This window comes from Flavobacterium bizetiae (genome assembly GCF_024271895.1).
Classification (GTDB): domain Bacteria; phylum Bacteroidota; class Bacteroidia; order Flavobacteriales; family Flavobacteriaceae; genus Flavobacterium; species Flavobacterium bizetiae.
The window spans coordinates 906,572-919,379 of the sequence record NZ_CP091861.1 but is presented as its reverse complement, the minus strand read 5'-3'; the positions used below and the strand labels follow the sequence as shown (position 1 = coordinate 919,379).

Genomic DNA, 12,808 nt, shown 5'->3' with positions numbered 1-12,808 from the left:
TTTTAACATTTTTTTATTAATATCAAAAATATTTGTATTTTGGCTATATAAACTAACCAAAAACAAATCCAAATGAGAGTGTATTTGCTAATTATGTTGTTTTTCAGCGGAATATCCTTTGCGCAGAATACAATTACTGGTTCTGTTACTGATAGTAACAAACAATCTATTCCTGGTGCCAATATCAATTTAGTAGGAAGTTCTACAGGAACATCTACCGATTTTGATGGCTCATTTAAATTAAATACTTCCGCTAAGCTGCCTTTTACCATTAAGGTTTCGGCAGTTGGATTCGAGAGTAAAACAATTAATGTTACTTCGTTAAGTCAAAAAATCAATGTGGTTTTAAAAGATGAAGAAACAAAATTAGATGAAATTGTGGTTTCGGCTTCAAGAACTCCTGAGCGTGTAATTGAATCTCCGGTTACTATTGAAAGAATGGGGCTTCAGGAAATTAAAAATACAACAGCACCTACTTTTTATGATGGTTTAGAAAATTTAAAAGAAGTTAACTTTAATACCAGTAGTATTTCTTTTAAATCGATAAATACTCGTGGATTTGCTACGGTGGCAAATACGCGTTTTATGCAGTTAGTTGACGGGATGGATAATTCGTCACCAGCGTTGAATTTTGTGCTAGGTAACTTAATTGGTATTTCTGATATTGATGTGGCTAGTGTTGAGCTTTTGCCTGGAGCGTCTTCTGCATTGTACGGTGCGAATGCTTTTAACGGTATTATGTTTATGAGTAGTAAAAGCCCTTTTACTAATGAAGGAATAAGCGTTTACTACAAATACGGGCAAACAAATCAAAATGCTGCCGGAACTAATGACTACAATGATTTTGGAATCAGGGCAGCCAAAGCATTTACCAAGCATTTTGCTATGAAGGCAAATTTCACTTATATGGAAGCTTCTGAGTGGATCGCGGCTGATACAAGAAGTATGACTGGTGGTTCTGTTGGACATGCTAATAATCCTAATTACGACGGTTTAAATATATATGGAGATGAGATTACCACCTTTATTCCAAATGTTGGACAGGTGAGTAGAACTGGATATCGTGAGCAGGATTTAACTGATAATAAGGTTAAGAGTATGAAAGCTGACTTTAGTGCTCATATTAAACCTTGGGCAGATGATACTGAAATTATACTACAATATAAAATTGGTACAGGAAGTACAATTTATCAGGGAGCAAACAGATATGCTTTGAAAGATTTTTTGATGCAACAAGGGAAAATTGAAATAAAAGGGAAAAACTTTTTTGGAAGGGTTTATTTTACAAGTGAGGATGCTGGAAATTCTTATGATATGAGATTTGCCGGATGGAATGTTAACAGGTTAGCAAAATCAGATAAAAACTGGTTTACAGATTACGGAACTGCTTATCAATTGTCTTCGGCAGTACTTGGTCTTAATGCAACTGACGCTTCTAACTATGCGAGAAATTTTGCCGACTATAATGTTTCTCCAAATTTACCATTAGTACCAAATATTGATCCGCAAAATCCAAGCGCACCAAGATCAGCTAGATTTGAGCCGGGTTCTGCACAATTCAATAATGCGCTTGCAACTGTTATTTCTAATCCTGATTTAACTCAGGGGGCTAAATTTATTGATCACTCAAAATTGTATCATTCAGATTTAAACTACAACTTGAGAGATGTTGTCAAATTTGCTGAAATTCAGGTAGGAGGTTCATGGAGAAAATATATCATGGATTCAGAAGGGACTATCTTTACAGATTATGATGGTCCAATCGAATATAAAGAATATGGAGCTTATGTTCAATTACAAAAAAAATGGCTGGATGACAGATTGAAATTTACAGGATCTGTTCGCTATGATAAAAGTCAGAATTTTGATGGAAATGTTTCGCCAAGAGTATCTTTTGTATATGCTGCAGGTGAATCAAAAAGACATAATTTCAGAGCATCTTATCAAACAGGTTTTCGTAATCCAACAACTCAGGATCAATATATTGGTTTAGATTTAGGGCCTTTTGCATTAGTTGGGTCTGCACCGGATAACTTAGATCGTTTTCAGGAAACACAACCTGTGAGTCTTGCCGGGCAGGCTATACCGGGCGCTAACGTAGGGCCAACGGTTAATTTGTCAGGACGTAGTGCTTATGAAAATTCATATACATTAACTTCTGTTCAGGCATTTGCTGCTTCTGCAAATCCTGCTGATCTTAAAGTTGCCAATCCTAGTTTGGTAAAACCGGAACAAGTGCATGCTTTTGAGGTAGGATATCGTACAGTAGTGCAAAATGATTTGTCGATTGATATCAATGCATACTACAATATTTATAATGACTTTATGAATACTTCAAGAGTTATTACACCTTACTATGGGGTAGTGGGAACTAATTCTGCAGATCCTAATGTTCAGTTAGGATATGCTGCCCTTGCTTTTGGAGACAGAAGAGTTTATCAAATTTATACTAATACTACTGCTCAGATCACATCATTTGGTGCTGGAATTGGTTTGTCTAAAAAAGTATATAAAGATTTTGAATTAGGAGTTAATTATAATTATGCTCAATTTAATTTTGATCAGAAAGAAGATCCAAGTTTTGTTGCTGGATTTAATACGCCAAAACATAGAATTAAAGGATCTTTTGGTAATGCTAAAGTCGCTAAAAATTTAGGTTTTAATGTTAATGTAAGATGGAACACGGAATACTTATGGCAATCTTCTTTTGGAGATGGTATGATTCCGGAAAATACAGTTCTTGATGCTCAGATTAATTATGGTATTCCAAAATTGAAATCTGTTATCAAGGTTGGAGCAACGAATCTTTTTGGAAAAGATTATCTTCAGGTAGTGGGTGCAGGTATGATTGGTCAAATGTGGTTTGCTTCATGGGTGATTAATCCGTAAATGAAAATGATGATTCGGTCGAAATGTTTTTCTTTCTTTTTATGACTTACAAATTAAGAAAGAGCTAATAATTTTAAAAGTTAACAACATGAAAAAAAATATAAAATGGCTACTACTGGTTTCTTTAATCGTTGTAGCGTGTAATAATGATGATAGTAATGATGAGCCGGCAGAAGTACCTGTTGTTCCGGGAACAGCAGTTTTTACGAAATATGTAGCACTTGGGGATTCTTTTGCGGCAGGTTACAGTGATGGAGCGTTGTTTGCAAAAGGGCAGAGTAATGCTTATACCAATATATTGTCGCAACAATTTGCGGCCGCTGGTGGTGGTGCTTTTACAACTCCTTTTATGTTAGACAATACTGGTGGATTTTCTTCTGGTGGTGTGCAAATTCCTAAATTTCCAACAAGGTTTATTTTTGAGCCTGTTACAAGAACTCCTGTAAATGTTCCTGGAGTTTCGGGAACGGCTATAACGGCACGTTTAACAGGTGCTTTTAGTAATATGGGTGTTCCTGGAGCAAAAAGTTTTCATTTGTTAGCGCCTGGATACGGAAATCTTGCAGGTGTTTTTGCAACTCCTGCTACAGCAAATCCTTATTTTGCGCGTTTTTCTTCTTCGCCTACCACAAGTATTCTGGCTGATGCCATGGCTCAGGCTCCAACATTCTTCTCTTTGTTTATAGGAGGTAATGATGTTTTGGGGTATGCTACAAATGGTGGTGTGCCTACTTCTCAGGATCCGGTTTTAGGAGATGATATTACGCCAACTGCAACTTTTAGCTTTGCCTACAATACACTCGTTAATACTTTGACTTCTAATGGTGCAAAAGGAGTAGTGGCTAATTTACCGTACATTACAACGTTGCCACACTTTACAACAGTACCTTATAATCCGCTTACGGCAAAATCAATAGGGAAAGATAATGAAGCTGTTGGATTGGCAACAATTAAATTGCTTAATGCACAGTTATATGGTCCGCTAAAAGCAGCTTTAACGGTTTTTAGTGCAGGTGATAGAATTAATTTGTTGTCTGAAACTTCTACAAGTCCGGTATTGATCAAAGATGAAACATTGCCTAATCTGGCTGCTCAGCTGACAACCGCATTTACGCCAACATTAGGAGCGCAAACTGCAGCTTTTTATGGAGCGATATTCGGGCAGGCAAGACAAGCTAAAGTTACAGATTTGGTATTGTTAACAACAAGAGCTGCTATTGGTGCGGCGCCAACTGCTGCTGATTCTGGTGTTGGAATTGCTCCGCCTTATCCATTAAATGCATTTGGAGTATCATATCCATTACAAGACAAACATGTATTAATTCCGAGTGAAATTGCTGAAATTAGAGTGGCTACAGATGCTTATAATACAATAATTGCTGCTGCTGCAGATGCAAAAGGATTGGCATTGGTAGATACAAGGGGTGTAATGACTAAGTTGTCTAGTGGAGGAATTCGCTTCGGGAACTTTACAATGACTTCTTCGTATGCAGTTGGAGGAGCCTTTTCTCTGGATGGTGTACACCCTAGTCCAAGAGGTTATGGTTTGATTGCTAATATTTTTATAGATGCCATTAATGCAAAATATGGTTCGACGTTGCGTCATGTAGATTTAGGAACATATCCAATTCAATATCCGTTAACGATTCAATAAGATTAAATTTTAACTAAAAAGCCACTCATTGTCAAGATGTAGTGGCTTTTTTTATTTTGTTAAAAAATGCTTTTTTAGATATTTGAAGCCTTAGATTTATGAATCAAACAAAATCATGGTATTTTTTATAAAAAAAATATTGATTTTATATTTTAAAAAATTATCTTTGCGCTTTGAAAAAGAGGGTATTTTCGATAAACCTAAATAGCTATTTAATAAATACATAAGTAATGTCAAAAGTAATAGGAAAAGTTGCTCAAATCATTGGACCAGTAGTTGACGTAGTTTTCAACGGTAAGGATGTTGAACTTCCAAAAATTTATGATTCACTAGAAATCACTAAAAAAGACGGAACATTGTTAGTTCTAGAAGTACAATCTCACATCGGTGAAAACACTGTGCGTACCATTTCTATGGACTCTACAGATGGTTTGTCAAGAGGATATGAGGTAGTTGGAACTGGAAATCCAATCCAAATGCCAATCGGTCCAGACGTATATGGAAGATTATTCAATGTAATTGGAGATGCAATTGATGGTTTAGGAAACTTGCCAAAAACAGGAGAAAACGGTTTGTCTATTCACAGACAAGCTCCTAAATTTGAAGATCTGTCAACTTCATCTGAAGTTTTATTCACAGGTATCAAAGTAATCGATTTGATTGAGCCTTACGCAAAAGGGGGTAAAATTGGATTGTTTGGTGGTGCAGGTGTTGGTAAAACAGTATTGATTCAGGAGTTGATCAACAATATCGCAAAAGGTCACGGTGGACTTTCAGTATTCGCAGGAGTAGGTGAAAGAACACGTGAAGGAAATGACTTACTTCGTGAGATGTTAGAGTCAGGGATTATTAAATACGGTGATGATTTCATGCACTCTATGGAAAATGGAGGATGGGATTTATCTAAAGTAGATATGCCAGGAATGAGAGAGTCTAAAGCTACTTTCGTTTTCGGACAAATGAATGAGCCTCCTGGAGCTCGTGCTCGTGTAGCACTTTCAGGATTATCTATCGCTGAGTATTTCCGTGATGGAGCTGGAACTGATCAAGGTAAAGACGTATTGTTTTTCGTTGATAACATCTTCCGTTTTACACAAGCAGGTTCTGAGGTATCAGCACTTTTAGGACGTATGCCTTCTGCAGTAGGATACCAACCAACTCTAGCAACAGAGATGGGAGCTATGCAAGAGCGTATTACATCTACAAACAAAGGATCTATTACATCTGTACAAGCGGTTTACGTTCCTGCGGATGACTTAACTGACCCGGCGCCAGCAACAACATTTGCTCACTTAGATGCAACAACTGTATTGTCTCGTAAAATTGCTGAGTTAGGTATTTATCCAGCGGTTGACCCGTTAGATTCTACTTCAAGAATTTTAACTCCTCAAATCTTAGGAAATGAGCACTACGACTGTGCACAAAGAGTAAAAGAAATTCTTCAAAAATACAAACAATTGCAAGATATTATTGCGATCTTAGGTATGGAAGAATTATCTGAAGAAGATAAATTATCAGTATCAAGAGCACGTCGTGTTCAACGTTTCTTATCTCAGCCTTTCCACGTAGCAGAACAATTTACTGGTATTCCTGGAGTATTGGTAGATATTAAAGATACTATCAAAGGATTTAACATGATTATCGACGGTGAGTTAGATCATCTTCCAGAAGCAGCTTTCAACTTGAAAGGTTCTATCCAGGACGCTATCGAAGCTGGAGAAAAAATGTTGGCTGAAGCATAATCTAGTTTTCAGTATTCTGTCGCAGTATTCAGTACTGAGACTGTTAGCTGAGACTGTAAACTAAAAAAAGATGATTTTAGAAATAGTATCACCAGAAGCAAAATTATTTTCAGGAGAAGTAACATCTGTTACATTACCTGGAGTTGATGGAAGCTTTCAAATATTGAATAATCACGCTCCTATTGTTTCTATTCTTGAAAAAGGAACTGTAAAGATTGCAGCACCAAGTTTTAATTTTTCTAAAGAAGTAGCAGGTAAATTTACGAAAGTAAACGACCAGACTTATACATTAGAGATTGAATCAGGAACAATCGAGATGAAAGACAATAAAGTAATTGTTTTAGTTGACTAAGACAATTTCAAAATAATTGAAAAAAAGCCAGACAGTGATGTCTGGCTTTTTTTATGCGCTTTTTGCAGCAAGAATAGGTTTGCGAAAGCGCTTTTGTTTAAGTTAATTTTTTGTTATTCTTTAATGATTTCGAAGTCAATGCAATTTAAATGTCAGAAAATTAACAAAATACACAAAAACAGAGCGAAAAATGTGTAAGGATTTTTTCATATACCTGATATATTTGTAAGTATATTAACACTTAAACATTTTATTATGAAAAAAGCTTTTTTAGGAATGCTAGTAATAGCATTAGGTTTTGGAACAATGTCATTAAGTACAAGTTTTAATGATGTTGCTAATTCTTCAATAAAAAATCAACAAAAAGTTGCAGTTGCAAATGTTGTATTTGGTGCAACTTACACGGCGCCGTGGTTAGGAATTTGTTGCGAGTCGCCTCTTAGTGCGGTCGAACGAGATCTTATTAAGCGTGGACTTCCGCCAACTAATTACACTGTTTTAAGTACTACCAGTACTACTGTAACTTATAAAATCAATTAATCTGTTAAAAAATAAAAAAATATATTATGAAAAAAATCTTTTCAGTAATGCTTTTAGTAGCATTAAGTTTCGGTACAATGTCATTGACTTCAGTTTCTAATGATGTTATTAAGCCTTTAAAAAATAACCAAAAAGAAGTTAAAATAGCTGGCCCTACGTATACCATTCCGTGGAATAGTTGTTGTGAGTCGCCTATTTTTACTATCGAGCGTGATATTGTGGCGCGAGGTCTGCCAACTAGTACCAATTTTATAATTAAAAGTACCACAACCACTACTGTTACTTATACAATTTTCTAGTGCAAATAGAAATTTGCAATAAATAGTGTTTTTGTTCTATTACATAAGAACAGTATAATAATTGCGAAATAAATGAAAAAGTCATTCACTCAACCGAATGGCTTTTTTTGTGTTATATTTGGACTATTAGAATCTCTTTATAAAATATTGATCATTTATAAAGGCTCAGTAAGCTTTTATTATTTCGTTTTATCAACCTGATAAGACGTATTTATTTATGTCAAATTTTATAAAGAATATATGAAAAATATAAAAAAAGTTGCCGTGTTAGGCGGTGGAGGAAGAACTGGAAATTATCTTGTAAACCAGTTATTAAAAGAAGGATTTAGTATAAAACTTTTGCTAAGAAATCCGGAAAGCTTTTCTATTCAAAATAATCAAATCAAAATAATCAAAGGCGATGCGCTTGATTTAGAATCTATACAATCATTGCTAAAAGATTGCGATGCAGTTCTAAGCACAATTGGGCAACGGAAAGACGAACCTTTGGTTGCAAGTGTAGCTACTCAAAACATTTTGCAGGTAATGAGTAATTACGGAATTGAACGCTATTTGTTATTGGCGGGACTAAATATCGATACTCCATTTGATAAAAAAAGCGAGAAAACCCAAACGGCAACAGATTGGATGAAAGCTAATTTTCCGATAATTCAGGAAGACCGCCAAAAGGCTTATGATTTTTTGGTTGAAAGTCATCTTAATTGGACTCAGGTTCGCGTTCCGTTTATAGAGTTTGCAGATCTAAGTTCTGAGATTGTAGTAAATGTCGAAGATTGTTTGGGAGATAAAATTAGTGCAATAAATATTGCGCAATTTATGATTCGGGAAATGACAGAATCAAAATTTAGTCAACAATCGCCTTTTGTAAGTGCAGTTTAAAAAATTAGATTAAAAGCAGCGGGCGATCAAACTCCCGCTGTTATATAATATCAACTTCAATTTCATAACTTTGCTTTTATGAAATTACCAGCAAACCTGATTCAAAAGCTAGACGATCGTAAGCAAAATAATTCTTTGCGACAATTGCCTGGTTTTAATAATCGTGTCGATTTTTCTTCTAATGATTATATCGGATTTTCCAGATCTGAAACTATTTTCAGATTAGCACATCATTATTTAGTCGAAAATGAAATGATTCAAAACGGCGCAACCGGATCCCGATTGATTTCTGGTAATCATTCGTTATATCAAATAACAGAAAAGTTTATTGCTCAATTTCATAACGCTCAATCGGCTTTAATCTTCAATTCGGGTTACGATGCCAATGTTGGTTTTTTTAGCGCTGTACCGCAGCGAAATGATGTTATTTTGTATGATGAATTAAGTCATGCTTCTATTCGCGACGGAATTATAATGTCGAACGCTAAATCGTATAAATTTAATCATAATGATTTTGAAGATTTAGAACGATTAATTCAAAAATTTCCTGATACCAATATCTATATTGTTACTGAAACAGTTTTCTCTATGGATGGCGATAGTCCGAATTTAGAGGAATTGGTTGAACTTTCAGAAAAGTACAAATGTTATTTAATAGTTGATGAAGCGCATACTTTAGGCGTTTTTGGTGAAAAAGGGGAAGGTTTGATCCAGTATCTTAATTTACATAATAGAATTTTTGCCCGAATTATGACTTTCGGAAAAGGTTTGGGCTGTCACGGTTCAGTAATTTTAGGAAGTACAGAACTTAAAGAATATCTAATAAACTTTGCCCGAAGTTTTATTTATACAACCGGATTATCTCCACATTCAGTTGCGACAATTTTAGTTGCTTATCAGCAATTAGAAATTGAAAAAGCAACAATCGAAAAATTACGTCAGAATATTGTGTTGTTCAATCAGCAGAAGAATTTATTGGGCTTAAAGCCAATGTTTGTGCGAAGTAAATCTGCCATACAATCTGCCATCGTTCCGGGTAACGAAAACGTAAAACGATTAGCGCAACAACTACAAGATAAAGGTTTTGATGTAAAGGCAATACTTTCTCCAACCGTTCCGGAAGGGCAGGAGCGTCTTCGTTTTTGCATTCATAGCTATAACTCAGAAGAAGAAATTAATCAGATTTTAGAATTGTTAGGAAATTTCGTATTTTAGCCCACGGATAAAACCGATTTTACGGGTTTACACAGATTATTATGGCTGATTTGTTACACAAAGAAATATCTAAACCAATTCTTCAAGTATTTTATGATGTTTACAATCAGCTGGGTTATGGGTTTCTTGAGAAAGTATATCAAAATGCAATGTATTTTGAATTAATAGCACAAGGATATAAAGTTGAAGCTCAGAAACAAATAAAAGTATATTTTAAAAATCAATTAGTTGGAGAGTTTTATGCTGATTTGCTAGTTGAAGATACCATAATTGTTGAACTAAAAGCATGCGAACATCTTATAAATTCGCATGTTGCTCAATTAATGAATTATTTAAAAGCAACTCAAATCGAAGTTGGTTTAGTGTTAAATTTTGGCGAAACTCCGGATTTTAAAAGATTAGTTTATACCAATAATAGAAAGTATAATATAAAAAATCTGTGATAATCTGTTTCATCTGTGGGCGTATTTTGCAATTTTAGGTTGTAAAAATTCTTCGTAACGCCTTGTGTTTGCTCATTTCCTGAAAAACTTTAATTTTTTTGTAACGTTTTGATTGTTTGATTACTTACGAGTCGTAATCAAATAAACCAAAATAATTATGAAATCAAAATCAAATTCTTCAACAGGAAATATTCTTAATAATATCCGTTTAGCTTCAATAGGATTCTTTTTAGGTTGAGTAAGTTACTTTTTAATTAAAATCCTAAGTATCATTTTAATCGTCTCAATTATTGTGGCAATGGTAATTTGGTGGGATAAAAATAAAAGTAATAAATATTAAAAGGAGTTTTAATCATCAAATCAATCAAAAACAACAATCTTAAAAATCAAATTATTATGAAAACAGCTTCAACTTCAGTTATCGAAAAAATGTTTAATTATGTATTTGTTTTTTTTGCTTCAGCAGGACTTGGATACGCATTAGTGAATCAATTTATGCTAAATCATCCCAACAAAGACTTTCTGCTTATTATGATCTGTCTCTTTTTTGCTTCATTAGCTTCATGGCAAAGAAAAAAATATAGTAAATCATAATTAATAGTCAATCATCAATCAAACAAAATCAAAAGAGTCAATCAAATAATCATCAATTGGATGTTTTTAATGATCTTGCAAGCGAAAAGGTGATGAGCAAAAATGCCAAAAAATGGATACTTGATGATAGAAATAAAGATTGGGTTGAGACAATGGGCGGTATGATGAAAAAGGAAAGTTTGTTTGTGGCAGTTGGCGTAGGACATTTGGCTGGTGAAAGTGGTGTAATTAATTTATTGAGAAAAGCGGGATATAAAGTAAAACCAGTAACGAAATAAAATCGTTTTGAAAGAGAAAGAACAAGAATTTTTAAAAAGGATCGAAAGTCATAAAGGAATACTTTACAAAGTTTCTAAAATGTACATGGACAATCACGACGATCAGCAAGATTTGTTTCAGGAGATTGTTTGTCAGCTCTGGAAATCTTATGATTCTTTTAGAAACGAAAGTCAGTTTTCGACCTGGATGTATCGCGTCGCAGTAAATACGGCTATTGTTTTCTTAAAGAAAGAAAAACGAAAGGTGGATAGATACGAAATCGCCTCAGAAAATATCAAAGACGATGAAGGAGATTCACATATAAAAGAAAGTCAGATCGATCATTTTTATAAAGCTGTTCAGAAACTGGAGAAAATCGACAAAGCCATTATTTTCTATCAGCTCGAAGGATTCTCTCATAAAGAAATAGGCGAAAATCTGGGAATATCTGAAGGAAATGCCAGAGTAAAATTAAACAGAGCAAAAGAAAAATTAAAAGAAATAATAAAAAATCAAGGATATGGATTTTAACGATATACAAAACGCATGGAATAACGAAAAGACAGATAATGTTGTTGTTCCGAATAATTTAGAAAAAATACAATCGGCCAATATGCCCTTGGATAAAATTAGAAGAAATTTACGTAAAGAACTTTTTGGACAGATTCTCGCTTTGGTTGTTATAGGTTTTTTGCCACTATATCATGAATTTCCGTCAAAATTTGTAGGTCCTTATTATTTTATATACGGAATCGTGGCGGCAATAAGTATTTACTATTTGTCTAAGCTTTTTCTATTTTATAAGAGATTGGATAAAGCAGCATTAACAACGAAAGACAGTTTGTATGAAACCTATTATGATATTAGGCTTAATATGCAGCTTTATAAAACTTTTACGTTTGCACTAGCTCCTTTTTTTATGATTTATCTGGCTGGTTATTTGATTTTTGGAACTCCTGGCTCAACCGAAATTTTAAATGGGAATTTTGAAAATGAAAAATTAGTATTAAAAGTGGTGATTTTCATGATAACAATGTTGCTTATTGGTGTTTTGACAGAGTGGTGGGTGAGTTTTTATTATGGAAAATATGCGAAAGAAATCAAAAAAGTCATTGACGAATTAAAAGAAGAATAAAAACAATCAAACCCATCTTAATGATGGGTTTTGTTTTTAATGGTATTTTTGTATCATTGCCCACAGATAAAACGGGTGTAAAAGATTTAAACCCATTATTTACTTTTGGTTGTTGGCAATTAATTTAAAAAAAATCCGCTTTAACGTGTTCAATCAGTGTTATCTGTGGTCTATTTATTATGAAAATATTTGTAACAGGAATTTCAACCGATGTTGGAAAAACGATTGCTTCTTCTATTATTGTTGAATCTTTAGAAGCTGATTATTGGAAACCTATTCAAGCCGGAGATTTAGATAATTCGGATAGTCATAAAATCAGATCTAAAATCTCCAATCTAAAATCTAAAATCTTCGAAAATGCATATAAACTAAATACGCCGGCAAGTCCGCATTTAGCAGCAGAAATTGACGGAATCAAAATTGATTTAAGTAAAATTGAAGAACCAAAAACCGATAATCATTTGGTGATTGAAGGTGCAGGAGGAATTTTTGTTCCGTTAAATGAAAGTGCAACTATCATCGATTTAATTCAGCCTGATTATAAAATAATTGTTGTTTCAAGACATTATTTGGGAAGCATCAATCATACTTTATTAACCATTGAAGCAATACAAAACAGAGGTTTTAAAGTTGCGGGAATTATCTTTAGCGGAAGCGAAAATAAATCGACCGAAAGTATAATTCTAAATAAAACCGGAATAAAATGCATTGGCAGAATCGACGAAGAGCCTTATTTCGACCAAAATGTAATTAAAGAATACGCGGAACTATTTAAAGAGAACCTGTTGGCTTTATAGGAATCTAAAAT

14 protein-coding genes are annotated in these 12,808 nt (G+C 34.0%); all 14 read left to right on the top strand.

All coding sequences use genetic code 11. The annotated features are described in order from the left end of the window. Window positions 1-72 precede the first annotated feature (72 nt). The 14 genes from L0669_RS04190 to bioD all read left to right on the top strand — a co-directional run bounded on the left by L0669_RS04190 (window position 73) and on the right by bioD (window position 12,797). Window positions 73-2,889: a TonB-dependent receptor gene (locus L0669_RS04190; RefSeq protein WP_263761540.1), complete on the top strand. Its 2,817-nt coding sequence runs from the start codon at window positions 73-75 to the stop codon at window positions 2,887-2,889. A gap of 88 nt (window positions 2,890-2,977) precedes the next feature. After that, window positions 2,978-4,543, top strand: a complete 1,566-nt coding sequence (locus L0669_RS04185; protein WP_263761538.1) for a G-D-S-L family lipolytic protein — start codon at window positions 2,978-2,980, stop codon at window positions 4,541-4,543. Between the two features lie 230 nt (window positions 4,544-4,773). Continuing rightward, the gene (gene atpD, locus L0669_RS04180; protein ID WP_047777068.1) at window positions 4,774-6,285 is read left to right on the top strand and encodes a F0F1 ATP synthase subunit beta; all 1,512 of its coding nucleotides are present in this window, start codon (window positions 4,774-4,776) and stop codon (window positions 6,283-6,285) included. Window positions 6,286-6,355: 70 nt separating this feature from the next. After that, window positions 6,356-6,637, top strand: a complete 282-nt coding sequence (locus L0669_RS04175; protein WP_263761536.1) for a F0F1 ATP synthase subunit delta/epsilon — start codon at window positions 6,356-6,358, stop codon at window positions 6,635-6,637. A 255-nt stretch (window positions 6,638-6,892) separates the two neighbouring features. After that, on the top strand, window positions 6,893-7,177 hold the full coding sequence (locus tag L0669_RS04170) for a hypothetical protein (RefSeq protein WP_263761535.1): 285 nt from the start codon (window positions 6,893-6,895) through the stop codon (window positions 7,175-7,177). A 26-nt stretch (window positions 7,178-7,203) separates the two neighbouring features. After that, on the top strand, window positions 7,204-7,476 hold the full coding sequence (locus L0669_RS04165) for a hypothetical protein (RefSeq protein ID WP_263761533.1): 273 nt from the start codon (window positions 7,204-7,206) through the stop codon (window positions 7,474-7,476). 240 nt (window positions 7,477-7,716) lie between these two features. Continuing rightward, entirely contained in the window at window positions 7,717-8,355 is a 639-nt protein-coding gene (locus L0669_RS04160) for an NAD(P)-dependent oxidoreductase (protein WP_263761531.1), read from the top strand. Between the two features lie 78 nt (window positions 8,356-8,433). Continuing rightward, on the top strand, window positions 8,434-9,570 hold the full coding sequence (locus tag L0669_RS04155; RefSeq protein ID WP_263761529.1) for an aminotransferase class I/II-fold pyridoxal phosphate-dependent enzyme: 1,137 nt from the start codon (window positions 8,434-8,436) through the stop codon (window positions 9,568-9,570). 41 nt (window positions 9,571-9,611) lie between these two features. Beyond that, window positions 9,612-10,013: a GxxExxY protein gene (locus L0669_RS04150; protein WP_263761527.1), complete on the top strand. Its 402-nt coding sequence runs from the start codon at window positions 9,612-9,614 to the stop codon at window positions 10,011-10,013. 396 nt (window positions 10,014-10,409) lie between these two features. Further along, window positions 10,410-10,607, top strand: coding sequence for a hypothetical protein (locus tag L0669_RS04145; protein ID WP_263761525.1), 198 nt, complete (start codon window positions 10,410-10,412; stop codon window positions 10,605-10,607). 56 nt (window positions 10,608-10,663) lie between these two features. Then, window positions 10,664-10,885 carry a TraB/GumN family protein gene (locus L0669_RS04140; protein ID WP_263761523.1) on the top strand — a complete coding sequence of 74 codons (222 nt, stop codon included), beginning with the start codon at window positions 10,664-10,666 and terminating at the stop codon, window positions 10,883-10,885. Between the two features lie 7 nt (window positions 10,886-10,892). Next, window positions 10,893-11,396, top strand: coding sequence for an RNA polymerase sigma factor (locus L0669_RS04135; RefSeq protein ID WP_173969366.1), 504 nt, complete (start codon window positions 10,893-10,895; stop codon window positions 11,394-11,396). Continuing rightward, entirely contained in the window at window positions 11,386-12,000 is a 615-nt protein-coding gene (locus tag L0669_RS04130; RefSeq protein ID WP_263761522.1) for a hypothetical protein, read from the top strand. Before L0669_RS04135 ends, L0669_RS04130 begins: the two co-directional genes overlap by 11 nt. Before the next feature lie 179 nt (window positions 12,001-12,179). Next, window positions 12,180-12,797, top strand: coding sequence for a dethiobiotin synthase (gene bioD / locus L0669_RS04125; protein ID WP_263761520.1), 618 nt, complete (start codon window positions 12,180-12,182; stop codon window positions 12,795-12,797). Window positions 12,798-12,808: the final 11 nt, after the last annotated feature.